This window comes from Serratia sp. HNCC26DJ206, assembly GCF_057180605.1.
Genome location: NZ_JBXUGP010000010.1, coordinates 80668 through 105601, shown reverse-complemented (window position 1 = coordinate 105601; position 24934 = coordinate 80668). Strand labels below are relative to the sequence as shown.

The window sequence follows — 24934 nt, the reverse complement described above, 5'->3', positions numbered from 1 at the left end:
ATCTGTGGCCCCTTTTTTACCTTATAATCCCGGCGACGCATCCGCAGTTTTGCCCATTACCCAGCGCAATGGCTGGTTAAAACGTGCCTGCCAGCCACCAATCTCATCTTCTCCTTGGGCAAAATGCTCAATCTCGACCAGGTTCCTTTCGTTGAACAGATCGGCGAAGTACAGTGCCAAAGCCTGATCGTCGAAATTCTGTCGATCGTAATAGGCGATCATAATCCGCTTTTTTTCTGCCAACGACTGTTTGGCTGGCGTGATTTCACCGCTCGGTGCAATCAGCATGGCGCCAGCATAAAACTGTGGGTATTTTGCCATCAGGTTGGCACCGTGCAGAGCGCCTTGCCCACGTGCGGTAAGGAACACCTGCTTAGGATTGAGTTTCAATACCGGAGTTAGGGAGCGTAGAGCACGTTCAATAGCGCTTTGGGTACTCTCATCGCTGTAATTGGACCAGCGGAAGTTGTTCTCCGCCAGCATTTGGGTGCCATTCAGCTCGATGTAGGCGACACCGGCTTCCGCAAACAGCAATCGGTCTTGTGGATTAATAGCCGCAGCCTGACCATAAGCGTGCAGATAGACGATGGTTGGCCAACCTCCTGGCGGTGGTTCTCCGCTGGGGACAGCATACTGGGCTTTACCTTCAAACTGCGAAGCGTGTTGCTGATAGCGGGCCTTGGTTTTGGCGAGGATGGAACGGTAGGTTTCACCTTGCTGAATACTGTTGAATGCGCTGTCTTCCAGCAGATTGTAGTAATACCACAATCCGCGTTTGGCACTCAGTTGCAGATAGCGTTCTGCAAGCTCGGTCTGGCCCTTTTCTGCCGAAGAGGCTGCCAGTTGATAGGGTGCCCAGACGTTCCGTTCGTCTTCGCGCATCAGGGTCAGATACAGCGACATGGCTTCGGTCTTTTTATCTTCCTGGCTATAGGCTAGCCGAGGCAATTGGGCATTCAGCGGGTGGTGCGTGGGGAGGTCTACCGGCTCTTCTCCGGCAGGGTAGCGCATTTCTGCAGCAAACAGTGAACTGGTGGTGAAAGCCATGATTATGGCTAAAATAAAAAAACGCATAATAGTGTTACTTTGTTTTCTACTACATTAAATGGTGCGGTTTCTTCCATAAGCGGCGCCTTTTTGTATCAAGACGCCGAAAGGAAAGTTACTTCACGCGACGAATATAATCGCTGAATGCAGACAACTGGCCGGTCAGAAAATCCAGCGTACCTTGATCGACCAATTCCCCCGCTTGTTCATCAACCTTGTTCTGGATCACGCCCCCCATAAATTCGGGCTTGTTCATGACCATGGCATCAAGGAATACCAGGATCTGGCGCAGATGATATTGGCAACGTGCGCCGCCGATCGGCCCCATAGAACTGGTCTGAATGGCGACCGGTTTGCCGGCCAGAGGTTGATTGGGCACACGGGAAAGCCAGTCAATGGCATTTTTCAGGCCGCCGGGAACCGAATAGTTATATTCTGGCGTAACGATAATGACTCCGTCAGCCTGGCGGATTTGTTCCGCAATGGCCTCAACCGTGGCAGGAAAGCCGTCTTCTTGTTGCCGATCTGCGTCGTAAAGAGGGATATCGCGAATCGAGGGAAGTGCTTCGATGGTTACGCCATGCGGTGCCAGTTTGGGTAAGCTGCGGGCGACCATGGCGTTATAAGAACCTTTACGCAGGCTGCCCAGCAACGTGACGATTTTTAGTGCTTGCTCTGACATAGGATGATTCTCCCTTGCTAGTAAACAGATTCAGCTTGTACCTACTGATTTTAGCTGTAGCCGGAGGACTCTACCGCCTGAAAAGTGAGGCTATAAAACAGCCGACAATAGTAGGGCAAACTTTCAACAGATAATAGGCTGGTTCTGCATATTTATCTGTTTTTACAATTCTGTGTAGGAATTAATTTGTTTAAAAAAGTTTTATTTCAGATATTTTCGCTATGAGCAGGCATTCATCGGTAATTATCGTGCAGACAGGCTAGTCAGTTTCAGAAAGTGCGTTGAAGGGGGTGGGCGACGTGATGATATTTCACTGCTTTTCCGCAACCCTAGCCGATCGTCATACTGCCAGCAAATCAGGCGTTCTAATCCCGGTGTACGAGCGCAAGCCCAGCTCAGATACTCCCCGGCGTCGCTCATCACTTGCACATGTGGTGTAGCGCTGGAGCGTAAATGCCCGGAAAAGGGATGCAGATGCAACGTTCCCTTCTCATCGTTACTCAGACCACAAAGCTTCAACACGCACTGGCGAATACTCCAGAGCTGAGTTTCAGCCTCCAGCCGATCATACTGCGCTTCAATCCAGGCATGCTCGGTAACGGATTGGTATTGCTGCTGCAGATTGCGGCCGCGCGCGCGCATCACTTCAATATCCAACCCGACTTTGCCTTCGAGGCTCAGCAAGGCACCTACCGTGTTGCCTGCATAAGCAAGGCTGAAATCAGGTAAGTGGGGATCGACAAAGTGGGGGCGCCCGGTAGGCGTGATGGTGATGGGGGGCAAAGTGGGCAGGCGATACAGATAGAACATCATTTCAGCCAGCAGGAGCCGGCCTTGCAGAAAGCGCCTGCGGCGCTTAATAGAGAAATTTAGCGTATTTTCAATCAGATCGCTGGATAACCGATGGGTATTCAAAATCCCTGAGGTGGTATCCCATCGGATAAAGTGGCAAGCCATTACTCACTCCATGATCGAGGCTGACAAAAAACTGGAATGCTAGATTAAGCATAACGTCAGGTTTTTTCATCAAAAAACAGTATGCGTATTATCTTATTTATTTAAATTTTGAATGTGTTTCAGCAGAAGACACTCTTAGAGTGTGGAATAAAAACCCCACAAAACAACCCGTCATGTGGGATTTATAGAAATGGCAGGGTATTTAGCAACTTGGGCTTATTTACCAATACAGAAACTGGAGAAAATACGCCCCAGCAGATCGTCGGAACTGAATTCACCGGTGATTTCGCTCAACGCCTGTTGCGCCAAGCGTAGTTCTTCGGCCAACAACTCCCCCGCGTAAGCGCTCACTAACTGTTCTTTACCCTGCACCAGATGCTGGGCAGCCTGTTCTAAGGCTTGCAGATGGCGACGGCGAGCCAGGAAACCCCCTTCCATATTGCTGGTAAAGCCCATGCTCTGTTTCAGGTGGTCGCGCAGCAGGTCGATCCCTTCGCCGGTACGTGCTGACAGGCGAATAAGTGAGTGGCCATTCACTTCGGTCATACCCAGAGTTTCGCCCGTGATATCGGCTTTGTTACGCACCACGGTGATCGGCAGATTGCTGGGCAGGCGAGCCATAAACTCCGGCCAGATTTCGCTGGGTTCGGTTGCGGCGGTGGTGGTTCCATCCACCATAAACAGCACGCGGTCGGCCTGTTCTATCTCATTCCACGCACGTTCGATGCCAATGCGCTCCACTTCGTCACTGGCTTCGCGCAGGCCTGCGGTATCGATAATATGCAGCGGCATCCCATCGATATGAATATGTTCACGCAGTACGTCGCGCGTGGTGCCAGCGATATCGGTGACGATCGCCGCTTCACGCCCGGCCAACTCATTGAGCAAGCTGGATTTCCCGGCGTTGGGCCGCCCGGCAATCACCACTTTCATCCCTTCGCGCAGCAGGCTGCCCTGGCGCGCTTCGGTACGCACGTTGTCCAGATCTGCCATTACGCCATTGAGCTGTGCTTCGATTTTGCCGTCGGAAAGGAAGTCAATCTCTTCATCGGGGAAGTCGATCGCCGCTTCCACATAGATACGCAGGTGAGTAAGTGCTTCCACCAGTTGGTGGATGCGCATGGAAAATGCGCCCTGTAGCGAATTCATCGCTGAACGTGCCGCCTGCTCTGAGCTGGCATCGATCAGATCGGCAATCGCTTCAGCCTGTGCCAGATCCAGCTTATCGTTGAGAAATGCACGTTCAGAGAATTCACCCGGCCGCGCAATGCGTACGCCGGGCAGCGCCAGCACGCGTTTCAGCAGCAGATCGAGGATCACCGGCCCACCGTGGCCCTGTAGTTCCAGCACGTCTTCACCGGTGAAGGAGTTCGGGCCGGGGAACCATAGGGCGATACCTTGATCGAGAACTGCACCTGCGGTATCGCGGAACGGCAGGTAATCGGCGTAGCGTGGCTTTGGCAGTTTGCCGAGCAACGCCTGAGCGACGTCTTTCGCATTGCGGCCGGAAATGCGCAGAATGCCGACGCCGCCGCGTCCCGGCGGGGTGGCAAGGGCAGCGATAGTATCGGTGGTGCTCATAACAGGTTATCTCTCTGACAATATGCAAAAAGGCGGTCGAATGACCGCCTTTGAGTGTCGCAGAAGGGGCGCAAACTGCAACCCCTTGGCTACGCCTTAGGACTTCTTCTTGTCGCGGCTGTGTAAGCCACGTTTTTCCAGACCGCGATAAATAATCTGCTGCTGGAGGATAGTCACCAGGTTACTGACGATATAGTACAGCACCAGACCAGACGGGAACCACAGGAAGAACACGGTGAAAATCACCGGCATGAAGGTCATGATCTTCTGCTGCATCGGATCGGTCACGGTGGTCGGTGACATCTTCTGGATGAAGTACATGGTCACACCCATCAGGATCGGCAGGATGTAGTACGGGTCCTGCGCTGACAGATCGTGGATCCACAGGATGAACGGCGCATGACGCAGTTCAACCGAGCTCATCAGCATGTAGTACAACGCCAGGAAGATCGGCATCTGGATGATCAACGGCAGGCAGCCACCCAGCGGGTTCACTTTCTCTGCCTTGTACAGCGCCATCATTTCTTGGCTCATGCGCTGTTTGTCGTCACCGATACGTTCACGCATCGCCTGCAGTTTTGGTTGCAGTAAACGCATTTTGGCCATCGAGGTGTACTGCGCTTTGGTCAGCGGGTACATGATGCCACGCACGATGAAGGTGATGATGATGATCGAGAAGCCCCAGTTACCGATAAAGCCGTGGATAAACTTCAGCAGTTTGAACAGCGGCTGGGAAATGAACCACAGCCAGCCGTAATCCACGGTCAGATCGAGATGCGGTGCCAGTTCGGCCATCTTATCCTGCAACTCTGGGCCAACCCACAAGGTGGCACTCAGTTGCTGTTGCGCACCCGGTTGCACCACCACCGGAGTCGACTTAAAGCCGATAGCGGAGAGGTTATCGCCAGGTTTTGCGGTATAGAAGGTGTTTTTGCCCTGAGTCTGTGGCACCCACGCGGTCGCGAAATACTGCTGCAACATGGCAACCCAGCCACCCTGCGTGGTGATATCCAGATTCTCGTCCTTATCGAACGCATACTTCTGGTATTTATTGTCACTGGAGGAGTAAGCCGCACCACGGAAGGTGTGCAGCGCAAAGTTATTGCTGCCGGTGTCACGGTGCTTTGGCAACTCGCTGCTTTGCTTGAGCTGGCCGAACAGCGTCAGTTCCAGAGGCGCTTCACTTTTGTTGAGGATGGTGTAATCGACACCAACCCCGTAGTGATTACGCTTGAGGACAAACGTCTTGGTGAACACCGAACCGTCTTTGCCGGTAAAGGTCAGCGGGATACGCAGCTCATCTTGGCCATCTGCCAGTGTGAAGGTATCTTGCGTGGCTTCAAACAGAGGACGTTCGCCGTTTGCCGGGTTGTCCGGGCCGTTTCTGCCGGTCAGGCCGCTTTGTGCCTGATAGACAAACGCCGGTGTGGTTTCCAGCAGTTGGAATGGAGTCGATGAACCCAAAGAGTCCGGGTAGGCCAACAATTTAGCCTGTTCGATATCACCACCACGGGTATTGATGGTCAGCGACAGTACGTCAGTATTAACAGTAATCAGTTTACCCTGACCACTGGCTGGCAAAGCCTGGCTGGCAGCATCACCGGTAGCAGTGTTCGCAGTCTGTTGCGTGGTCTGAGCGGCTGGTTGCGGAGCATTGTCCGTTTGCCAGGTCTGCCAGATCATGAAAGACACGAACAGCAGAGCGATGAGGAAAAGATTGCGTTGCGAATCCATCGTTAGTGTTCTCTGTTATCGTCGGTTTTCGGCGGCACGGGATCATCGCCACCTGGGTTCAAAGGGTGGCATTTTAATACGCGTTTCAATGCTAACCAACTGCCTTTTAACATGCCAAACCTGCTTAATGCCTCAATTGCGTAATGAGAGCATGTCGGCTGGAAGCGACAACGAGGCCCAAGCAGCGGACTGATAACGAGCTGATACGCCCGTACCAGCCCGATCAGGATGCGGGAGCCTGGCGACAGTGGCGACGCCATAATTTTTCCAAAGCTTCCGTCAGCGCGCGGTTATCCAAATCCGCTATCCCTTTTTTAGCCACCACGACAAAATCCATCGCCGGTAACTCGTGCTGACGTAAACGGAAGCTTTCGCGGGTGAGGCGTTTGATCCGGTTGCGTTCATGCGCGCGTTTGACGTGTTTTTTGGCGACGGTAAGACCGATGCGGGGATGCCCCAGCTGGTTCAGGCGGCCGAGGATGGTGATTTGCGGCGTGCCAGCCCGTTGTGGCTGCTGGAAGACGAAAGTGAAATGAGTGGGAGTTAACAAACGTAACTCCCTGGGAAAAGCGAGCTTAACCACTCAGCGGGTTAGCTTTTATTACTTAGAAACAGTCAGACGAGTACGGCCTTTCGCACGACGGCGGGCCAGAACTTGACGACCATTTTTGGTGGCCATACGGGCACGGAAACCGTGGCTACGGTTACGCTTCAGTACGGACGGTTGGAAAGTGCGTTTCATAGCGATTTCTACCTAAACTTAAATGAATTACTGAGAAGTCAAATGCGTTTGGCTACTCGGCGTGAAGACTACCGACGCCTCAATCGCATATAAAGAGGCGGGATTGTAATAATTGTACAGTCCTGAGTCAATTCGCATCACGCATCAACCCTGCATATTTCGAGTCACAGCTTTCCTGCACCTTGAGATCTGCTGGGCATAGCCCTACCTGGTTGCTTGCCAAATACGGAACAAAATCCCGGCCTTGGCCCGTGGTCACCGCAGAATCCCGTCTGGCAAATCACTCACCGTTAAGGAACCAGGCATCACACGTAGGGCGAAGATTATACGGACTCGGGGTGAAATCGCAAGGATCCCGGTGCGATCCTGCGTGTTTAAAGCGAGGATCCGGCGTGGATAACAGGGTATAACTCGTTTATGTGGTAAAAACGTGCTGCCGCGGGATCAGATCTCATCAGCGTTGCGCTACAAGCGGCTAAAATACAACCACTCGCCAATGGCTGTGGATAAAATGGATCTAATCTGTGATGAAGGGGAGGATCTCTTGCGCGTATTGCGTTATGATCCTTCATTCCGATCGCGATCCCAAATGAGGGATCGTCAGGGACATAAACCGTGAAAGGCGGTTCGCATGCCCCACAGGTTTTCGGCCGATGCCGGGCGTGTGTCAAAAAATCATGAGTTATAAAAAAGTAGCCTGATTCTTTTCTTTTTATTGATCTTGTTCGAGTGGAGTCCGCCGTGTCACTTTCGCTTTGGCAGCAGTGTCTTGCCCGATTGCAGGATGAGTTACCTGCCACAGAATTTAGTATGTGGATACGCCCATTGCAGGCGGAACTGAGTGACAATACCCTGGCGCTGTATGCGCCCAATCGTTTTGTACTGGATTGGGTTCGCGATAAATACTTAAACAATATCAATGGGTTGCTAAACGACTTCTGCGGCACTGATGCACCGCTGCTGCGTTTTGAAGTGGGCAGTAAACCGCTGACGCGAACCATTAGTCAGCCTGTTACGGCCAGCGTCAGCAGTGCGCCCGTGGCCCCGGTGGTGCGCATGGTTGCACCGTCGCGCCCCAGTTGGGACAACGCTGCACCGCCCCCTGAGCTGTCATACCGTTCCAACGTGAATCCCAAGCACACCTTCGATAACTTTGTTGAGGGTAAATCTAACCAATTGGCGCGCGCGGCTGCCCGCCAGGTGGCAGATAATCCTGGCGGTGCTTATAACCCCCTGTTCCTTTATGGTGGCACTGGCTTGGGTAAAACCCACCTGTTGCATGCGGTCGGTAACGGCATCATAGCGCGTAAGGCCAATGCCAAAGTGGTCTACATGCACTCGGAACGCTTTGTGCAAGACATGGTTAAGGCATTGCAGAACAACGCCATTGAAGAGTTCAAGCGTTACTACCGCTCGGTTGATGCGCTGCTGATCGATGACATTCAATTTTTTGCCAACAAAGAGCGTTCGCAGGAAGAGTTTTTCCACACTTTCAACGCCTTGCTCGAAGGCAATCAACAGATCATCCTGACCTCGGATCGTTATCCCAAAGAGATCAACGGCGTTGAAGATCGTCTGAAATCCCGCTTTGGCTGGGGCCTGACGGTGGCGATCGAACCGCCGGAGCTGGAAACCCGCGTGGCGATCCTGATGAAAAAGGCCGACGAGAACGATATCCGTCTGCCGGGCGAAGTGGCGTTCTTTATCGCCAAACGCCTGCGTTCCAACGTGCGTGAGCTCGAAGGGGCGCTGAACCGGGTGATTGCCAACGCAAACTTTACCGGCCGTGCTATTACCATTGATTTCGTGCGCGAAGCGCTGCGCGATCTGCTGGCATTGCAGGAAAAGCTGGTCACCATCGACAATATTCAGAAGACGGTGGCGGAGTACTATAAAATCAAAATCGCGGACTTGCTGTCTAAACGGCGTTCGCGCTCGGTTGCCCGCCCGCGCCAGATGGCGATGGCATTGGCAAAAGAGCTCACCAACCACAGCCTGCCAGAAATCGGCGATGCGTTTGGTGGCCGCGACCATACTACGGTGTTGCACGCCTGCCGCAAGATTGAGCAGTTGCGTGAGGAAAGTCACGACATCAAAGAAGATTTCTCCAATTTAATCAGAACATTGTCGTCATAGCGCATATGAAATTTATCGTTGAACGTGAGCATCTGCTAAAACCGCTGCAACAGGTGAGTAGCCCATTGGGTGGCCGCCCAACGCTGCCGATTCTGGGTAACCTGCTGTTGCAGGTGACGGAAGGTAACCTGTTGCTGACAGGAACCGATCTGGAGATGGAGATGGTGGCACGCGTTGCCCTGTCTCAGCCCCATGAAGCGGGCGCGACCACCGTCCCCGCGCGTAAATTTTTTGATATCTGCCGTGGCCTGCCGGAAGGCGCCGAGATTACCGTGCAACTGGAAGGCGAGCGTATGCTGGTGCGTTCTGGCCGCAGCCGTTTCTCGCTGTCTACCTTGCCGGCGATAGACTTCCCGAACCTGGATGATTGGCAGAGCGAAGTTGAATTCACCCTGCCGCAGGCGACGCTGAAGCGCCTGATCGAAGCCACCCAGTTTTCGATGGCGCATCAGGATGTGCGTTACTACCTGAACGGTATGCTGTTTGAAACTGAAGGGGAAGAACTGCGCACTGTGGCTACCGACGGCCACCGCCTGGCGGTGTGTTCGATGCCGATTGGCCAGCAGTTGCCAACGCATTCGGTGATCGTGCCGCGCAAAGGGGTGATGGAGCTGGTGCGCCTGCTGGACGGCGGCGATACGCTGCTGCGGGTGCAGATTGGCAGCAATAATATTCGTGCCCACGTGGGGGATTTTATTTTTACCTCCAAGCTGGTTGACGGTCGTTTCCCGGATTATCGCCGCGTATTGCCGAAGAACCCGGATAAAACGCTGGAAGCGGGCTGCGACCTGCTCAAGCAGGCGTTTGCCCGTGCGGCTATTTTGTCGAACGAGAAGTTCCGCGGCGTGCGTTTATACGTCAGCCAGAACCAGCTCAAGATCACCGCCAATAATCCAGAACAGGAAGAAGCGGAAGAGATCCTCGATGTCAGCTATGACGGCACCGAGATGGAGATCGGTTTCAACGTCAGTTACGTGCTGGATGTGCTGAATGCGCTCAAGTGTGAAGATGTGCGTCTGTTGCTGACCGACTCGGTCTCCAGCGTGCAGATCGAAGACGGTGCCAGTAAGGCGGCGGCTTACGTCGTCATGCCAATGCGGTTGTAGTTCTATAAAGAAGTACCGGTATCGGTAAAGAGATTGCATGGCACTGACGCGCTTACTGATTAAAGATTTCCGTAACATTGAAGCTGCCGATCTGGCTCCCGCGCCGGGATTTAACTTCCTGGTGGGGCCCAACGGTAGCGGTAAGACCAGCGTATTGGAAGCGGTGTATACGCTTGGCCACGGGCGGGCGTTTCGCAGCCTGCAGGCCGGGCGGGTGATCCGCCACGATCAGCCGGAGTTCGTATTACACGGCCGGATCATCGAAGGTACAGAACGTGAGTTATCGGTGGGATTAAGCAAGAGCCGTCAGGGTGACAGCAAAGTGCGTATTGATGGCAGCGATGGTCACAAAGTGGCTGAGCTTGCCCAGTTATTACCGATGCAGTTGATCACCCCTGAAGGTTTTACTCTGCTAAACGGCGGGCCGAAATATCGGCGCGCTTTCCTGGACTGGGGCTGTTTTCACAATGAACCCGGTTTTTTCACCGCCTGGAGCAACCTGAAAAGGTTACTGAAGCAGCGCAATGCCGCGCTGCGCCAGGTCAGCCGCTATGCGCAGATTCGCGCCTGGGACCAGGAACTGATCCCGTTGGCCGAACGCATCAGCGAGTGGCGGGCATCCTACAGCGACGCAATTGCCGCGGATATCACCGCGACCTGCGCGCAGTTTTTGCCCGAATTTGCCCTGAGTTTCTCTTTCCAGCGCGGCTGGGACAAAGAGAGCGACTACGGAGAGCTGCTGGAGCGCCAGTTTGAGCGCGACAGGGCGTTAACCTATACCGCGCTGGGGCCGCATAAGGCGGACTTCCGTATTCGTGCCGAAGGCACGCCGGTAGAGGATATGTTATCGCGCGGTCAGCTTAAGCTGCTGATGTGCGCATTGCGCTTGGCGCAGGGTGAGTTTCTCACCCGCCAGAGCGGGCGGCGTTGCCTGTATCTGATTGATGATTTTGCCTCCGAGCTGGACACCGGCCGTCGCCGGTTGCTGGCCGATCGCCTGAAAGCCACCCAGGCTCAGGTTTTTGTCAGCGCAGTCAGCGCTGAACAAGTAACCGACATGATGGGTGAAAAGGGCAAGATGTTCCGCGTGGAACAGGGTAAAATAGAGGTTCAACCACAGGACTAAAATGAGCGAGAAACGTTGATGTCGAATTCTTATGACTCCTCAAGTATCAAGGTATTAAAAGGGCTGGACGCCGTGCGTAAGCGCCCCGGCATGTATATCGGCGATACTGATGACGGCACCGGTCTGCACCATATGGTGTTCGAGGTTGTGGACAACGCTATCGACGAATCACTCGCTGGCCACTGTAGTGACATTCAGGTGACCATCCACGCCGATAACTCCGTCTCAGTACAGGATGATGGCCGTGGTATCCCAACCGGTATTCACGAAGAGGAAGGGGTGTCTGCGGCGCAGGTCATCATGACCGTGTTGCACGCTGGCGGTAAATTTGACGACAACTCCTATAAAGTTTCCGGCGGCCTGCATGGTGTGGGCGTATCGGTGGTTAACGCCTTGTCCGAGAAGCTAGAGCTGGTGATCCGCCGTGAAGGCAAGGTGCATGAGCAGACTTACTGCCACGGCGAGCCACAGGGCCCGCTAAAAGTGGTCGGTGACTCCGAGAAAACCGGTACCACCGTGCGTTTTTGGCCGAGCTACCAGACCTTTACCAATAACATCGAATTCGAATACGACATTCTGGCCAGGCGCCTGCGTGAGCTGTCGTTCCTGAACTCCGGCGTTTCTATTCGTCTGAAAGACAAGCGCGATGGCAAAGAAGACCACTTCCATTACGAAGGGGGTATCAGAGCCTTTGTCGAATACCTGAACAAGAACAAAACCCCGATCCACCCAACGGTGTTCTATTTCTCCACCGTGAAAGACGATATCGGTGTGGAAGTGGCGTTGCAGTGGAATGATGGTTTCCAGGAAAACATCTACTGCTTTACCAACAACATCCCGCAGCGTGATGGGGGGACTCACTTGGCCGGTTTCCGTGCCGCCATGACCCGTACCCTGAACAACTACATGGATAAAGAAGGCTACAGCAAAAAGTCCAAGATCAGCGCGACCGGTGATGATGCGCGTGAAGGGCTGATTGCCGTGGTCTCGGTGAAAGTGCCGGATCCGAAGTTCTCTTCACAGACCAAAGACAAACTGGTGTCTTCCGAAGTGAAAACGGCGGTTGAATCGCTGGTGAACGAGAAGCTGGTGGATTACCTGATGGAAAACCCATCAGATGCCAAAATCGTTGTCGGTAAGATCATTGATGCAGCCCGTGCTCGTGAAGCAGCGCGTAAAGCGCGTGAAATGACCCGCCGTAAAGGCGCGTTGGATCTGGCTGGCCTGCCGGGCAAACTGGCGGACTGCCAGGAGCGCGATCCGGCGCTGTCTGAACTGTACCTGGTGGAAGGGGACTCGGCGGGCGGCTCGGCAAAACAGGGGCGTAACCGTAAGAACCAGGCGATCTTGCCGTTGAAGGGTAAAATCCTCAACGTTGAGAAAGCCCGTTTCGACAAGATGCTATCTTCGCAGGAAGTGGCAACGCTGATCACCGCGCTGGGCTGCGGCATTGGCCGTGATGAATACAACCCGGATAAGCTGCGCTACCACAGCATCATCATCATGACCGATGCCGACGTCGATGGTTCGCACATCCGTACGCTGCTGTTGACCTTCTTCTATCGCCAGATGCCGGAAATCATCGAGCGTGGCCACGTGTTTATCGCTCAGCCACCGTTGTATAAGGTGAAAAAAGGCAAGCAAGAGCAGTACATCAAAGACGACGAAGCGATGGACCAGTACCAGATCGCCATTGCGCTCGACGGCGCGACGCTGCACACCAATGCGGTCGCCCCGGCTTTGGCAGGTGAACCATTGGAAAAACTGGTGGCTGAACACTACAGCGTGCAGAAACTGATCGGTCGTATGGAGCGCCGCTACCCGCGCGCGTTGCTGAACAACCTGATCTACCAGCCTACTCTGCAAGGTGGCGATCTGGGCGATCGCGCCAAAGTGCAGGCGTGGATTGCATCACTGGTGAAATTGCTGAACGATAATGAACAGCATGGCAGCAGCTACGACTTTGTGATTAATGAAAATCTCGAGCGTCAGATCTTTGAGCCAGTGCTGCGTATTCGTACCCACGGTGTGGATACCGACTATGATCTGGACTTCGATTTCATCCACGGCGGTGAATATCGCAAGCTCTGTGCGCTGGGTGAAAAACTGCGTGGCCTGCTTGAAGAAGATGCCTATATTGAGCGTGGCGAACGCCGTCAGCCGGTAGACAGCTTCGAACAGGCGCTGGAATGGCTGGTGAAAGAGTCACGTCGTGGTCTGTCGGTGCAGCGTTATAAAGGTTTGGGTGAAATGAACCCGGAACAGCTGTGGGAAACCACCATGGATCCCGAGCAGCGCCGTATGCTGCGTGTGACGGTGAAAGACGCTATCGCGGCTGACCAGTTGTTCACCACCCTGATGGGCGATGCGGTTGAACCACGTCGTGCCTTTATCGAAGAAAACGCCCTGAAAGCAGCGAATATCGATATCTAACGCGAAAATTTGCGATTAAAAATCCGCGCCGGGCAACTCGCGCGGATTTTTTTATGCCGTTTTTAGCCCTGATATGGCAAGCTGAAACGCGTTTTACCCTAAATAATTCGAGTTGCAGGAAGGCGGCGACGGAGCGAATCCCCAGGAGCATAGGCCACTATGTGACTGGGGGGAGTGAGGAAAGCCAACGCACATGCAACTTGAAGTATGACGGGTATAGCATGAGGAAAACTACTGGGAGAGGCTTTAATGGCTGTTGAACTGATTGCAATTGATATGGATGGTACGCTGCTCGATCCACAGCACCAGATTACGCCAGCGGTAAAGCAGGCGATTAGCGCCGCACGCAGCCAAGGGGTGCATGTGGTGTTAGCCACCGGGCGGCCCTATGTGGGTGTGCAAGACTATCTGCGTCAGTTAGATATTCAGGGCAGTGGTGATTTCTGTATTACCTATAACGGTGCCTTGGTGCTGCAAGCGGCGGATGGTGCCTGCATTTTGCAGGAAACGCTGGGTTTTGAGGATTATCTCTATTTTGAACAGATGGCGCGGGAGTTTGGCGTTCATTTCCAGGCGTTTGATTTCGATACCCTGTACACGCCGAACAGAGATATTGGCAAATACACCGTCCACGAGGCCGCCATGACCGGTATCCCGTTGAAATACCGCAGCGTTGAAGAGATGGATCGCACGATCCGCTTCCCAAAAGTGATGATGATTGATAAACCGGAATTACTTGATAAGGCCATTGCCCGTATTCCGGCAGCAGCGCACGAACGCTACACCATTATGAAAAGTGCGCCTTTTTATCTGGAGATCCTGCACAAGCAAGTGGATAAAGGCGCCGGGGTGAAAATGCTGGCCGATCATCTCGGCATCAAACAGCAAAACGTGATGGCGCTGGGCGATCAGGGCAACGATATTGCGATGATCGAATATGCCGGGGTTGGTGTGGCGATGGGCAATGCTATTCCTGAACTGAAAGAGATCGCCCAGTTTGTGACTACCAGCAATACCGAAGACGGCGTGGCGCGCGCGATCGAAAAGTTTGTGCTGGATGTTTAATCGCTAGCCAAAGCAACCTGCCGTTAGCTCCCTCTCCTGCTGGGAGAGGGCTGGGGTGATAGCCCCTGAACACAGCAATTATTGCTGATTCTCATCGCTAACGGCCTTCAGGTATTTCTCCAGCACGATATTTTTACCGCACAGCACCACGGCCACTTTTTTCCCCTGAAACTCTGGTGCCAGTTTGCAGGCCGCGGCCAAGGCCACACCGGCAGCGCCTTCAATGATCCAGCGATCGCTGGCGGCAATCATGCGCATCGCCTGCTTGATTTCCTGTTCGCTAACCAGCACTTTGCGGTCGATCACCTGCTGGCACAGCGGGAAAGTGATCGCGCCCGGCTCAACGCTGCCAGCGGTGCCGTCAGACAGCGTCTCCTGCTCTTCCACCGGGTGGATATGCCCGGCCTCCAGCGCGCTGTACATGCTGGTGGCATTTTCTGGCCAACAGGCAATAATCTGCGTTTTCGGCGACAATTGCTTCAGTACGCTACCAATACCGGCAATATAACCGCCACCGCCAACCGCAACGAACACCGCATCCAGATCGGGCTGTTGCTCTACCATTTCCATACCGCAGGTGCCTTGGCCAGCCACAACCTGAAGGTCGTTATAAGGGGAAATGTAGGTTTTATGCTGTTCGTGAGCGGCTTTTTCCCCGGCCAGTTCGGCATTCAACGCATCACCCGCGATCAGTTCCACCTGGCCCCCGAGGGCGCGAATGGTTTCCAGCTTGATGGCGGCGGCAGTTTCAGGGGCATATACGGTGACGTTAATGCCCATTAGTTTGCCTGCCAATGCGGTCGCTACGCCATGATTGCCGCTTGATGCAGCAATCACCCCTTGTGTTCGCTGTTGTTTGTTCAACAGGCGCAGTTTGTTACTGGCTCCACGGAATTTAAACGAGCCGGTATGCTGCAAGTGGTCGCATTTCAGATACAGTTCACAGCCCAGTTGTTGTGAAAGCAACACGCTGCGCTCCAAAGGCGTAATGCGAACCTGTGGGCGTAACAATTGGTGCGCCAAGACAATCTCATCAAATAAACTATTCATACCGATCCCTTTAAACTTTCAATACCTACCCATCATACTTCAAGTTGTCTGTGCGATGCCTGATAATGGGTTCATCTTGCTTGACCGAAATAGATAGCGAAAAAACAGGAGGCCACGCCATGAGCCATCGGGAACAACAACTGACGTTTGCTCCGCGCAATCATCAGTTAACCAACATTAACGTCTGGACGCCATGCAGCCAGTGGCTGGCTTACGATGTTCGCCCTAACGGCGCCTCCTTTACCGGATTGACCATTGAGCGCGTGAATGCGGTGAATGGTGAAGTTGAAGTGGTGTATCGGGCACAGCACGGGGCGCATGTGGGCGTGGTCACGGTCAGCCCAGATACACCGGCACGTTACGCGTTTATCCATGGGCCCGAACACCCGGACAGCCATTGGCATTACGATTTTCACCATCGTCGCGGCGTGATTGTCTGCGAGCCGGATCGCGAACTGGCGATCACCCTGGATGCGATGGATATTACCGCCCCTTACACGCCCGGAGCCTTGCGCGGCGGTACGCATGTGCATGTGTTCAGCCCGGATGGCAGCCGCCTGAGTTTCACCTATAACGATCACGTGATGCACGAACGCGATCCGGCGTTGGACCTGCGTAATGTCGGGGTCGCGGTGCCGTTGCATGGTGTGAATCCGCCCAAGCAGCATCCGCGTGAGTACGACGGCAGTCACTATTGCGTACTGGTCAGCTCAACCACGCCAACTCCGCTGCCGGGCAGCGATCAGATCAATCGTGCTTATGAAGAGGGTTGGGTTGGGCAACGGGGTTATCTCAAAGCCGATGGTAGCCGCCAGCGCTGGGCATTGGCGTTTATCGGCGATACGCTTTCTGCGCAGGGTGAAAAACTGCCAGAAATATTTGTCGTCGATCTGCCTGAAAACGATGCCGATTACGCCAAAGCCGGTAGTGCGCCGCTGCAAGGCACCGACAGCACATTGCCTGCGCCACCGCTCGGGGTGCAACAGCGGCGGCTGACGTTTACCGGCCAACGTCGCTATCCTGGGGTAGCGACGACGCCGCGCCACTGGCTGCGCAGTTCTCCAGAGGGTGATGCCATCGCCTTTCTGATGCAGGACGATCGCGGCGTTGTGCAATTGTGGACCATTTCGCCTAACGGTGGTCAGCCACATCAGGTGACGGAAGGTGTACACAGTATCCAGTCGGCGTTCAGTTGGCACCCGCAAGGGGGGGCGATTGCGTTGGTGTGCGATAACAGCCTGATGCTGTGTGACGTGAGCAGCGGCAAAATGCAGCGCTTGACGCCGCGCACTCCGCAACCGCCGCTGGGGGATGCCGTGGTGTTTTCGCCAGACGGTAAGCAGGTGGCGTTTATGCGCGAGGTTGAGGGATTCAGCCAGATTTTTACTGTGACAGTCTAAATGTGGGCCATACGGCCCACAATCAGTGAGAAGGGGCGTTCATACCCTGGCCAGGGTTTCCGCTGGTGGCCTGATTTTGCTCTTCATCCTGTTGGATGCGTGCCTTGGGTGATTTTGCTTTTTTATCGCTGTCTGAACGCAGGTAGTCGTAAGGTAATAACAGGGTATCCATGGCTGCCGATAAGGGCAGGTCGATCGCCAGCAGTGGGATCATCGCCCAACTGGTGTCATCTTTTTTCATCATATCCACGTTGGCGCGCGTGCCAGCATAGTATCCCTGATCGGCACCGGTGTGGCTCATCACGCTGGAGCAGCCGCTGGTGGTCAACAACATGCAACTGGTCGCTATCATTTTCAGAGGTTTCATTAATCCATCCAGAAGGGTACGGTTTCCCTTAAATTTGCTTTATTACTCGAAGCTGTAGCGTCGTTGGCTGCGCAAGCGTTCTGATTTGTACCCTAAATAATTCAAGTTGCAGGAAGGCGGCAAGTTCGTGAGTTCCTAGGAGCGTAGATACCTACGTGACTAGGGTGAGTGAACGCAGCCAACGCACATGCAACTTGAAGTATAACGTGTATATCAGCTTATCACTCGGCGGCAACCTATATTGTATGTGATAAACCGACCTCCGTCGTTTCTGATGGACAATTTTTTGATCATCGACGCTTGAAATGAAGAAATCAAACCCCATTTTCTTATCAGGCCAAATTAAGAACTTGCCGTAAGGGAGTTTGGGCCATAGCTAAAATTGAGTCTGTCCATGGTGGAGGGCTTATATTAATAACCTCGCTGAAGTGCCTTAGGAGGCTGTTTATGCGCAATTTCGATCTTTCTCCGCTATACCGTTCTGCAATTGGTTTCGATCGCCTGTTCAATGCTCTTGAGGCTAACCAAAGCCAGGGCAACGGTGGCTACCCACCTTATAATGTTGAATTAGTAGACGAAAATCACTATCGCATCGCGATCGCCGTTGCCGGATTTGCCGAGCATGAACTGGAGATCACCACGCACGATAATCTGCTGGTGGTCCGTGGTGCCCACAATAATGAGCCTGCGGAGAGAACCTATTTATATCAGGGCATCGCCGAGCGTAATTTTGAGCGAAAATTCCAGTTGGCCGAACATATCCAAATTAAAGGCGCCAAATTGGAAAACGGTTTGCTGTATATCGATATGCAACGCATCGTGCCGGAAACATTAAAACCGCGCCGGATCGAAATTAAATAATTTTTATACTTGCCTGCCGTTAGGGGGCTAATCAATATCATCTCGCTTCTTGGAAGGAGTTAATACTATGCGTAATTACGATTTATCCCCGCTTCTGCGTCAATGGATCGGTTTTGACAAACTTGCCAGCTCAATGGGTGGCCAGGAACCACAGGGGTTCCCGCCTTACAATATTGAGAAAAGCGACGACAACCACTATCGCATTTCTCTGGCACTGGCCGGGTTCAAGCAGAGCGAACTGGACATTGAAGTGGAAGGCCCGCGCCTCACCGTGCGTGGCAACCCGACACCGCCGGAAAAACAGGTGGAATATCTGCATCAGGGTTTGGTGTTTAAAGAGTTCACCCTGACCTTTACCCTGGCAGAACACCTGCAGGTTGCCGAAGCCAAATTTGAAAACGGCTTGCTGCACATCGATCTGGTGCGGCATGTACCGGAAGCCTTGCAGCCACAGCGTATCAGTATCGGCAGCACGCCGGGGTTAGAAGCTAAATAAGCGGCTGAAAAAAAAGAAAAACTCACGGGGGAAGTCCATTCGGGCTTCCCCCGTTGCATTCTGTGGCACAACCCACATTCCCCCCCTGCGCCTTATGTCAGAATCCCTATTAATTGTGTGTTTTTAACCGCATACCGATTGTTAAACTTGAGGTAAGGATGTGACGTATGAGTGATATTGCCCTGACCGTCAGCATGTTGGCGTTGGTGGCTATTCTCGGATTGTGGATCGGAAACTGGAAAGTGTACGGCGTCGGGCTGGGGATTGGTGGGGTGCTGTTCGGCGGTATTATCGTCGGACACTTTGCCCAGACTTATCAAGTCAGCCTTAACGGCGATATGCTGCACTTTATTCAGGAATTCGGCCTTATCCTGTTTGTTTACACCATCGGTATTCAGGTTGGCCCTGGTTTCTTCTCATCCCTGCGCGTATCCGGCTTGCGGCTGAATGGTTTTGCCATTTTGCTGGTGTTGGTGGGCGGGGTGGTGGCAGCGATTGTGCACAAGCTGTTTGCCGTGCCACTGCCGATCATTCTTGGCGTGTTCTCCGGTGCGGTCACCAACACTCCGGCGCTGGGGGCCGGGCAGCAAATCCTCACCGATCTGGGCTCCGATCCGGATTTGGTTAATCGCATGGGGATGGGGTATGCGATGGCCTATCCGTTCGGCATCTGCGGCATTCTGCTGGTGATGTGGCTGATCCGCCTGTTCTTTCGCATCAATATTGAGAAGGAAGCGCGGGAGTTCGAAAGTAGCCTGGGCAATAGCGAGCTGTTGCAGACTATGAACGTGGCGGTGCGCAACCCTAACCTGCATGGTATGGCGATCAAAAACGTACCGCTGCTCAACAGTGACGACATTATTTGCTCGCGCCTCAAACGCGGTGACTTGCTGATGGTGCCTGCCCCGCAGGAGAAGCTGGAGCTGGGGGATTACCTGCACCTGGTGGGCAAGCGTGAGCAGTTGGAGAATGCCCGGTTGGTGATTGGCGAGGAGGTGGATGTGTCACTCTCCACGCAGGGCACGGCGTTGCAGGTGGTGCGTGCGGTGGTCACTAACGAAAAGGTGCTGGGCAAAAAAATCCGCGATCTGAATCTGAAGCAGAAATACGACGTGGTGATTTCGCGCCTCAATCGTTCTGGGGTAGAACTGGTGGCAGGCAGTAATGTCACGCTGCAATTCGGTGATATTCTCAACCTGGTCGGGCGGCCAGAGGCGATCGAAGCCGTGGCGGCGATTGTCGGCAACGCCAAGCAGAAGTTGCAACAGGTACAGATGCTGCCGGTGTTTATCGGTATCGGCTTGGGGGTGCTGCTGGGCTCGATTCCGCTGTTTATTCCCGGTTTCCCAGCGGCCTTGCGCTTGGGGCTGGCCGGTGGCCCGCTGGTGGTGGCGTTAATCCTGGGGCGTATCGGCAGCATCGGCAAGCTGTACTGGTTTATGCCACCGAGTGCCAACCTGGCGTTACGTGAGCTGGGGATCGTGCTGTTCTTGGCTGTGGTTGGCCTGAAGTCGGGAGGTAACTTTGTCGATACGCTGCTGCATGGCGAAGGGATGGCATGGGTGGGCTATGGTGTGTTGATCACCGCGATTCCGCTGATCACCGTGGGGGTTTTGGCCCGGGTGGTGGGCAAGATGAACTACCTGACGCTCTCCGGCATGTTGGCCGGTTCGATGACCGATCCGCCAGCGCTGGCCTTTGCCAACGGCCTGCATCCTACCTGTGGTGCTGCGGCGCTGTCTTATGCCACGGTGTATCCGTTAGCGATGTTCCTGCGCATTATGTCTCCGCAACTGCTGGCGGTATTGTTCTGGACGATGTAGCTGTATTTGGGGCTCTGCAAGCAGAGCCCCTACTGATTTAACCCGCTTCCTGATGCGCCCGCTCGATCTCTTCTGCCAAAATCATCACGCCACGCTCAATTTGCTCCGGATCCGGCACATAGTTCATACGCATACATTGGTGGGTATGCGGCCACTCATGTTCCAGCCCTGGGAAGAAGTAGTGGCCCGGCACCATCAGCACACCGCGTTTTTTCAGGCGCTGATACAGCAATTCGGTGCTGATCGGCAGATCTTTGAACCATAGCCAGAGGAAAATCGCTCCTTCCGGTTTGTGGATCAGGCAACGTTCCGGCGGCAGATGACGGCGCAGAATGCCGATGGTTTGTTCAACCCGTTGCTTATAGAACGGGCGGATCACCTCATTGGATAAACGCAGCAGATCGCCGCGCTCGATCATCTCCGTTGCCAAGGCCGGGCCGATGCTGCCCGGCGACAGGCTGATAATGCCGTTCATATTGGTGAGCGCGGTGATGACTTTCTCATCGGCAATTACGATGCCGCAGCGTGAGCCCGGCAGGCCAAGTTTGGACAGGCTCATGCACAGAATGATATTCGGGTTCCACAGCGGCGTCGCTTCGCTGAAGATAATGCCGGGGAAGGGCACGCCGTAGGCGTTGTCGATCACCAGCGGGATGTCCCGTTGCTGCGCCAGCACATCGAGCTTCATCAGCTCTTCGTCGGTGATCACGTTGCCGGTCGGGTTGGTCGGGCGAGAAACACAGATCATACCGATATCATCGCCGATATTCAGATGCTCAAAATCGACGTGATACTTGAACTGGCCGTCAGGCAGCAGTTCGATATTGGGTTTGGCGGAGACAAACAGCCCTTCGTCCAGCCCGGAATCGGCGTAGCCGATATACTCCGGTGCCAGCGGGAACAGCACGCGGCGGCGGCTGCCGTCGGCATAGCGGCCAGCGAACAGGTTGAACAAGTAGAAAAACGCGCTTTGGCTGCCGTTAGTCAGTGCAATATTCTGTGGTTCGATCGGCCAACCCAACTCTTCCTGCAACAGTTTGGCCAGCGCTTTCAGCAGGGTGTTTTTACCCTGTGGGCCATCGTAGTTGCAGAGTGCCTCGGTCAGTTTGCCCTGATCGAGCATCTCTTGGCACAGCTGTTTGAAGTAGCTTTCCATCTCTGGGATATGCGCCGGGTTACCGCCACCGAGCATGATAGCGCCAGGAGTGCGCAGGCCGTCGTTCATATCGTCCATCAAGCGGGTGATGCCCGCGTAACGGGTAAACTTGTCGCCGAAAAGTGAAAAAGTCATATACCATTCATACTTGAAGCCGCAGGGGTGTTGGCTGCCCTCGCTCACCCGAATCACTTACTTTAGTAAGCTCATCGGGATTCGCTCTGTTGCCGCCTACCTGCAACTCCAAGTATTTTTGGTATAGGCGCAACAGTATTGTTATCAGCAGGTAAACCACCACCATAACGCCAGACAAATGCCGGTGCAATGCGGCGATATTTCCCCCGCTGGGGAGAGATATCGCCCAGCGGAGTTTTGCTAGCACAACCTGCTGAATTATTGTGACCGATCGCCAGCCCACACCACCATCACTTTATCGTCATCATGCTGGCGGCTGAACGCATAGTAACTTGGCGTTTGCTGCGACTGCTGGGTTCCCGCGCCGATCGCCGGGTGACGGGCGCGGAACTGGCCCAGCACCTGCCAGTGCGCCAGCAACGGCGCTTTGGCCCCTTTCAGCTCATCCCAGTTCATATCGGAACGCGTACCCTGCAACGGATCGGAGCCGGTGGGGCCGAATGGCCTGCCGCTTTCATCACCGTAATAAATCTGTACCGCACCCGGTGCCAGCAACAGCAGATCTGCCGCCCGTTGCTGCAACGGCAGTGAGCCTTTGGCATCGTTGGTGAAAAACAGGCGCGTATCGTGCGAGGAGATATAGCTCAGCACGTTAAAGCTTTGCAGCTTATCGGCCATCTGCTGATAGGTGGTGTCGATAGTAGAGAAACAGTTTAACGCCTGCGCGGCCTGATCTTGGAAATCGAAGTTGATCATCGCATCAAAGCCATTCTGGTAGTAATCACTCTTCATCACACCATGGCCCCAGGCTTCGCCGGTCATCCAGAATGGCGCATCGTCCAGCGCCTGCTTGGGATTAGCCGCCTTCCACTCTGCCAGCGCCGTGGCGGCGCGCTGTTTCAGCAACGCCAGCGTCGGTTTTTCGACGTGCTTGGCGGTGTCAACGCGGAAACCATCAATGCCGTAATCACGCACCCACTGGCTGAGCCAAATGGTCAGATAGTCGCGGGTGGTGGCTCCGGGGATTTCGCGTGCGGCGGTGTCCGGTTTATGGCGGTAAAACAGCGGCAGGCCGCTGGCACCGGGTGCTTCGGTTTTGATATCCGGCAGGAACGCCAGCGACATGGTCAGATCGTTAAAGCCCGGTGAGTCGTAGTCACCAATATCGGTGCGGATCCAGTTTTTGCCCCACCATTGGCTCCAGCCTTCTTTATCACTGAAATTAATGTAGTCGTTGAAACTGTGCCAATTCTGGCCTGGCCCCGGTTGCCAATCGCCCCAATTCTTGCCCAAGGTTTTTTCGAGCTCGTTGCCTTTCAGATACAGCGAACCGAACTGAAACTGCTGCATATCGGTCAGCGTGGCGTAGCCGACGTGATTGACCACCACGTCAAACAGAATACGGATACCGCGTTGGTGTGCCTGCTCTACCAGGTTACGCAGATCCTGCTCGGTACCCATATTGGCATCGAGCTTGGTCCAATCCTGATGGTAGTAGCCGTGATAGGCATAATGCGGAAAATCGCCTTTGGTGCCGCCGCCAACCCAACCGTGGATTTGCTCCAGCGGTGAACTGATCCACAGCGCATTGACGCCAAGCTGTTGCAGATAGTCCAGCTTTTGCGTCAACCCGGCAAGATCGCCACCGTGGAAGGTGCCGATCTCCTGCATACCGTCGCTGCGGCGGCCATAGCTGTGATCGTTAGCCGGGTTGCCGTTTTCAAAGCGATCGGTCAGCACAAAATAGACTGTGGCGTTGTGCCAGTTGAAGGTTGCCTGCCGCTGTGTGGCGGCAGATTCCAGCAGCAATATGCCGCCGCTGTTGGCCGCCGGTTGCAGGGTGACCTTGCCCAAAGTGACTTTCGCGGTTTGGCCGGAGTAGAAATCGCGTACCCTTTCACCTTCGGCGAAGGTGCCGTTAACGGCGATGGTGACCGGTTTGCCGTCCCAGCGTTGGCAGGTGTGAGCCACGGCAGCCACGCTGTTTTCCGGTTCGGTTTTCAGGCTGAGCTGCAAGGTCGGGGTGCCGCTGCGTGTGTCGATATGCACCTGATATTCGCCACTGCGGAATAGTCGCCAATTGGCCGGTGCATGATCACCGCAAGGTTGCAGCGACAGGGGCTGATTGAGTTTTATCGCTTCCGCTGGTTGCCAGCACTGTTTGTTCTGGTAAAGCTGCAACGGCAGTTGCCCTTTTGGCAACGTAGCCTGGCTGATAAACAGCCCGCTGGAGGATTCGTTAAAGGCCGGGAAGCTTTGCAGCGTCCAGGTGGCTAAGGCTGCGGGTGACAGCAGCATCAACAGAGGAAATGTCAGGCGTTTCATGGCTCTCCTTACTCATGGTAGGAAGCGTTTTTATCCTAGGGTAGTGCCCAGTTTGCTGAACGATGGAAAAATCGCCTCATCCCCTGGCAGGAATTTGGGGGCGGAGGGCGCAGGGGGAGAGGTTTGACTATGTTCTGTTGTTTTTTTAATCTATATTACAATGTATACATTGTAGTGTGAGGTAAACCTATGAGCGTGATGTCTGTTCGACTCTCCGACGATCTCTCCCAGCAGCTTGAAGCATTGGCCGAAGCGACCGGTAGAACCAAATCCTTCCTGGCAGCGCAAGCGATTCGGGATTTTTTAAACCGTGAAGCTTGGCAGATTGCTGAAATTCAACAGGCAATTATTGAGGCGGACGAGGGGGATTTTGCTTCGGAACATGAAATGGCCGCCCGTTTTAAGCAGATGGGAGTGATTGATCCAGATGGAAATTAAATGGCTAAGGAAAGCCGCCATCAATTTTGATGATGAATATGACTGGCTTTACCAAGAGAACCCGCAAGCTGCGGCCGAATTTGCCAGAGAAGTTTTTCGCTTAGTGAACTTACTGGTTACCAATCCGGCGTTAGGCCGGGCGGGCAGAGTGATGGGGACGCGGGAAATTGTGATGCAAACCTTCCCTTATCTGATCCCCTACAGAATTAAAAACGATGAAATACATATTCTCAGGGTATTCCATACGCGCAGGCGCCCGTTGGAAAAGTATTAA

23 protein-coding genes are annotated in these 24934 nt (G+C 54.1%); 11 read left to right on the top strand and 12 right to left on the bottom strand.

All coding sequences use genetic code 11. The features are described 5' to 3' along the window. Window positions 1-21: 21 nt before the first annotated feature. The 8 genes from AC2A1E_RS08785 to rpmH form a co-directional block, all read right to left on the bottom strand. The gene (locus AC2A1E_RS08785; RefSeq protein ID WP_484383424.1) at window positions 22-1074 is read right to left on the bottom strand and encodes an alpha/beta hydrolase; all 1053 of its coding nucleotides are present in this window, start codon (window positions 1072-1074) and stop codon (window positions 22-24) included. Window positions 1075-1162: 88 nt separating this feature from the next. Beyond that, a complete protein-coding gene (locus tag AC2A1E_RS08780) occupies window positions 1163-1729 on the bottom strand; it encodes an NADPH-dependent FMN reductase (RefSeq protein ID WP_484383423.1) in 567 nt (188 codons plus the stop codon). Between the two features lie 243 nt (window positions 1730-1972). Continuing rightward, the gene (locus tag AC2A1E_RS08775; protein ID WP_484383422.1) at window positions 1973-2686 is read right to left on the bottom strand and encodes a 4'-phosphopantetheinyl transferase family protein; all 714 of its coding nucleotides are present in this window, start codon (window positions 2684-2686) and stop codon (window positions 1973-1975) included. 216 nt (window positions 2687-2902) lie between these two features. Further along, window positions 2903-4267, bottom strand: coding sequence for a tRNA uridine-5-carboxymethylaminomethyl(34) synthesis GTPase MnmE (mnmE, locus tag AC2A1E_RS08770; protein ID WP_484383421.1), 1365 nt, complete (start codon window positions 4265-4267; stop codon window positions 2903-2905). 96 nt (window positions 4268-4363) lie between these two features. Beyond that, window positions 4364-6001 carry a membrane protein insertase YidC gene (yidC, locus tag AC2A1E_RS08765; RefSeq protein WP_484383420.1) on the bottom strand — a complete coding sequence of 546 codons (1638 nt, stop codon included), beginning with the start codon at window positions 5999-6001 and terminating at the stop codon, window positions 4364-4366. A gap of 2 nt (window positions 6002-6003) precedes the next feature. Next, a complete protein-coding gene (gene yidD / locus AC2A1E_RS08760; protein WP_037401295.1) occupies window positions 6004-6261 on the bottom strand; it encodes a membrane protein insertion efficiency factor YidD in 258 nt (85 codons plus the stop codon). After that, window positions 6225-6584, bottom strand: coding sequence for a ribonuclease P protein component (gene rnpA, locus AC2A1E_RS08755; protein WP_004950547.1), 360 nt, complete (start codon window positions 6582-6584; stop codon window positions 6225-6227). Before rnpA ends, yidD begins: the two co-directional genes overlap by 37 nt. An 18-nt stretch (window positions 6585-6602) precedes the next feature. Beyond that, complete coding sequence (gene rpmH / locus AC2A1E_RS08750) at window positions 6603-6743, bottom strand: 50S ribosomal protein L34 (RefSeq protein WP_004093983.1); 141 nt, start codon at window positions 6741-6743, stop codon at window positions 6603-6605. A gap of 741 nt (window positions 6744-7484) precedes the next feature. On the opposite strand from rpmH, the gene dnaA reads away from it, so the two are divergent. The 5 genes from dnaA (at window position 7485) to yidA (ending at window position 14609) form a co-directional block, all read left to right on the top strand. Then, window positions 7485-8879: a chromosomal replication initiator protein DnaA gene (gene dnaA, locus AC2A1E_RS08745; RefSeq protein WP_484383419.1), complete on the top strand. Its 1395-nt coding sequence runs from the start codon at window positions 7485-7487 to the stop codon at window positions 8877-8879. A 5-nt stretch (window positions 8880-8884) separates the two neighbouring features. Beyond that, window positions 8885-9985 carry a DNA polymerase III subunit beta gene (gene dnaN / locus AC2A1E_RS08740; protein WP_484383418.1) on the top strand — a complete coding sequence of 367 codons (1101 nt, stop codon included), beginning with the start codon at window positions 8885-8887 and terminating at the stop codon, window positions 9983-9985. A gap of 37 nt (window positions 9986-10022) precedes the next feature. Continuing rightward, window positions 10023-11111 (top strand): DNA replication/repair protein RecF, encoded by a 1089-nt coding sequence (gene recF / locus AC2A1E_RS08735; protein ID WP_459400677.1) that lies wholly within the window; start codon window positions 10023-10025, stop codon window positions 11109-11111. A gap of 18 nt (window positions 11112-11129) precedes the next feature. Next, on the top strand, window positions 11130-13544 hold the full coding sequence (gene gyrB / locus AC2A1E_RS08730) for a DNA topoisomerase (ATP-hydrolyzing) subunit B (RefSeq protein WP_484383417.1): 2415 nt from the start codon (window positions 11130-11132) through the stop codon (window positions 13542-13544). A 249-nt stretch (window positions 13545-13793) separates the two neighbouring features. Continuing rightward, window positions 13794-14609 (top strand): sugar-phosphatase, encoded by an 816-nt coding sequence (gene yidA / locus AC2A1E_RS08725; protein ID WP_484383416.1) that lies wholly within the window; start codon window positions 13794-13796, stop codon window positions 14607-14609. A 78-nt stretch (window positions 14610-14687) separates the two neighbouring features. Here the strand turns inward: yidA and AC2A1E_RS08720 are convergent, their stop codons facing one another. Further along, complete coding sequence (locus AC2A1E_RS08720) at window positions 14688-15659, bottom strand: threonine/serine dehydratase (protein WP_484383415.1); 972 nt, start codon at window positions 15657-15659, stop codon at window positions 14688-14690. A 119-nt stretch (window positions 15660-15778) separates the two neighbouring features. Between AC2A1E_RS08720 and AC2A1E_RS08715 the strand changes: the two genes are divergently transcribed. Then, complete coding sequence (locus AC2A1E_RS08715; protein WP_484383414.1) at window positions 15779-17059, top strand: YidR family protein; 1281 nt, start codon at window positions 15779-15781, stop codon at window positions 17057-17059. A gap of 22 nt (window positions 17060-17081) precedes the next feature. On the opposite strand, the gene AC2A1E_RS08710 is transcribed toward AC2A1E_RS08715, so the two are convergent. Further along, window positions 17082-17426 (bottom strand): YceK/YidQ family lipoprotein, encoded by a 345-nt coding sequence (locus AC2A1E_RS08710; RefSeq protein ID WP_484383413.1) that lies wholly within the window; start codon window positions 17424-17426, stop codon window positions 17082-17084. A 447-nt stretch (window positions 17427-17873) separates the two neighbouring features. Here AC2A1E_RS08710 and ibpA point away from each other — a divergent pair, with 447 nt between their 5' ends. From ibpA to AC2A1E_RS08695, 3 genes are all read left to right on the top strand, one after another. Then, on the top strand, window positions 17874-18287 hold the full coding sequence (ibpA, locus tag AC2A1E_RS08705; protein WP_459400683.1) for a small heat shock chaperone IbpA: 414 nt from the start codon (window positions 17874-17876) through the stop codon (window positions 18285-18287). A gap of 67 nt (window positions 18288-18354) precedes the next feature. Continuing rightward, a complete protein-coding gene (gene ibpB / locus AC2A1E_RS08700; RefSeq protein WP_076943822.1) occupies window positions 18355-18783 on the top strand; it encodes a small heat shock chaperone IbpB in 429 nt (142 codons plus the stop codon). Window positions 18784-18950: 167 nt separating this feature from the next. After that, on the top strand, window positions 18951-20606 hold the full coding sequence (locus AC2A1E_RS08695) for a putative transporter (protein ID WP_484383412.1): 1656 nt from the start codon (window positions 18951-18953) through the stop codon (window positions 20604-20606). Between the two features lie 37 nt (window positions 20607-20643). Here the strand turns inward: AC2A1E_RS08695 and AC2A1E_RS08690 are convergent, their stop codons facing one another. Both AC2A1E_RS08690 and AC2A1E_RS08685 read right to left on the bottom strand, forming a co-directional pair. Next, window positions 20644-21897, bottom strand: a complete 1254-nt coding sequence (locus AC2A1E_RS08690; protein ID WP_459400686.1) for a valine--pyruvate transaminase — start codon at window positions 21895-21897, stop codon at window positions 20644-20646. Window positions 21898-22155: 258 nt separating this feature from the next. Continuing rightward, a complete protein-coding gene (locus tag AC2A1E_RS08685) occupies window positions 22156-24222 on the bottom strand; it encodes an alpha-amylase (protein WP_484383411.1) in 2067 nt (688 codons plus the stop codon). 189 nt (window positions 24223-24411) lie between these two features. Here AC2A1E_RS08685 and AC2A1E_RS08680 point away from each other — a divergent pair, with 189 nt between their 5' ends. Together AC2A1E_RS08680 and AC2A1E_RS08675 are read left to right on the top strand one after the other, a co-directional pair. Next, window positions 24412-24660: a CopG family ribbon-helix-helix protein gene (locus AC2A1E_RS08680; protein WP_484383410.1), complete on the top strand. Its 249-nt coding sequence runs from the start codon at window positions 24412-24414 to the stop codon at window positions 24658-24660. Then, window positions 24650-24934, top strand: coding sequence for a type II toxin-antitoxin system RelE/ParE family toxin (locus AC2A1E_RS08675; RefSeq protein ID WP_484383409.1), 285 nt, complete (start codon window positions 24650-24652; stop codon window positions 24932-24934). Before AC2A1E_RS08680 ends, AC2A1E_RS08675 begins: the two co-directional genes overlap by 11 nt.

What these genes read in the sequence shown, in the direction of transcription:
- AC2A1E_RS08690 (WP_459400686.1), bottom strand. Translation starts at nt 21,897, where the DNA reads ATGACTTTTTCACTTTTCGGCGACAAGTTTACCCGTTACGCGGGCATC.
- AC2A1E_RS08720 (WP_484383415.1), bottom strand. Translation starts at nt 15,659, where the DNA reads ATGAATAGTTTATTTGATGAGATTGTCTTGGCGCACCAATTGTTACGC.
- AC2A1E_RS08775 (WP_484383422.1), bottom strand. Translation starts at nt 2,686, where the DNA reads ATGGCTTGCCACTTTATCCGATGGGATACCACCTCAGGGATTTTGAAT.
- rpmH (WP_004093983.1), bottom strand. Translation starts at nt 6,743, where the DNA reads ATGAAACGCACTTTCCAACCGTCCGTACTGAAGCGTAACCGTAGCCAC.
- AC2A1E_RS08780 (WP_484383423.1), bottom strand. Translation starts at nt 1,729, where the DNA reads ATGTCAGAGCAAGCACTAAAAATCGTCACGTTGCTGGGCAGCCTGCGT.
- dnaN (WP_484383418.1), top strand. Translation starts at nt 8,885, where the DNA reads ATGAAATTTATCGTTGAACGTGAGCATCTGCTAAAACCGCTGCAACAG.
- AC2A1E_RS08685 (WP_484383411.1), bottom strand. Translation starts at nt 24,222, where the DNA reads ATGAAACGCCTGACATTTCCTCTGTTGATGCTGCTGTCACCCGCAGCC.
- AC2A1E_RS08680 (WP_484383410.1), top strand. Translation starts at nt 24,412, where the DNA reads ATGAGCGTGATGTCTGTTCGACTCTCCGACGATCTCTCCCAGCAGCTT.
- AC2A1E_RS08715 (WP_484383414.1), top strand. Translation starts at nt 15,779, where the DNA reads ATGAGCCATCGGGAACAACAACTGACGTTTGCTCCGCGCAATCATCAG.
- yidA (WP_484383416.1), top strand. Translation starts at nt 13,794, where the DNA reads ATGGCTGTTGAACTGATTGCAATTGATATGGATGGTACGCTGCTCGAT.
- ibpB (WP_076943822.1), top strand. Translation starts at nt 18,355, where the DNA reads ATGCGTAATTACGATTTATCCCCGCTTCTGCGTCAATGGATCGGTTTT.
- AC2A1E_RS08675 (WP_484383409.1), top strand. Translation starts at nt 24,650, where the DNA reads ATGGAAATTAAATGGCTAAGGAAAGCCGCCATCAATTTTGATGATGAA.
- recF (WP_459400677.1), top strand. Translation starts at nt 10,023, where the DNA reads ATGGCACTGACGCGCTTACTGATTAAAGATTTCCGTAACATTGAAGCT.
- AC2A1E_RS08785 (WP_484383424.1), bottom strand. Translation starts at nt 1,074, where the DNA reads ATGCGTTTTTTTATTTTAGCCATAATCATGGCTTTCACCACCAGTTCA.
- yidD (WP_037401295.1), bottom strand. Translation starts at nt 6,261, where the DNA reads ATGGCGTCGCCACTGTCGCCAGGCTCCCGCATCCTGATCGGGCTGGTA.
- yidC (WP_484383420.1), bottom strand. Translation starts at nt 6,001, where the DNA reads ATGGATTCGCAACGCAATCTTTTCCTCATCGCTCTGCTGTTCGTGTCT.
- mnmE (WP_484383421.1), bottom strand. Translation starts at nt 4,267, where the DNA reads ATGAGCACCACCGATACTATCGCTGCCCTTGCCACCCCGCCGGGACGC.
- AC2A1E_RS08695 (WP_484383412.1), top strand. Translation starts at nt 18,951, where the DNA reads ATGAGTGATATTGCCCTGACCGTCAGCATGTTGGCGTTGGTGGCTATT.
- gyrB (WP_484383417.1), top strand. Translation starts at nt 11,130, where the DNA reads ATGTCGAATTCTTATGACTCCTCAAGTATCAAGGTATTAAAAGGGCTG.
- ibpA (WP_459400683.1), top strand. Translation starts at nt 17,874, where the DNA reads ATGCGCAATTTCGATCTTTCTCCGCTATACCGTTCTGCAATTGGTTTC.
- AC2A1E_RS08710 (WP_484383413.1), bottom strand. Translation starts at nt 17,426, where the DNA reads ATGAAACCTCTGAAAATGATAGCGACCAGTTGCATGTTGTTGACCACC.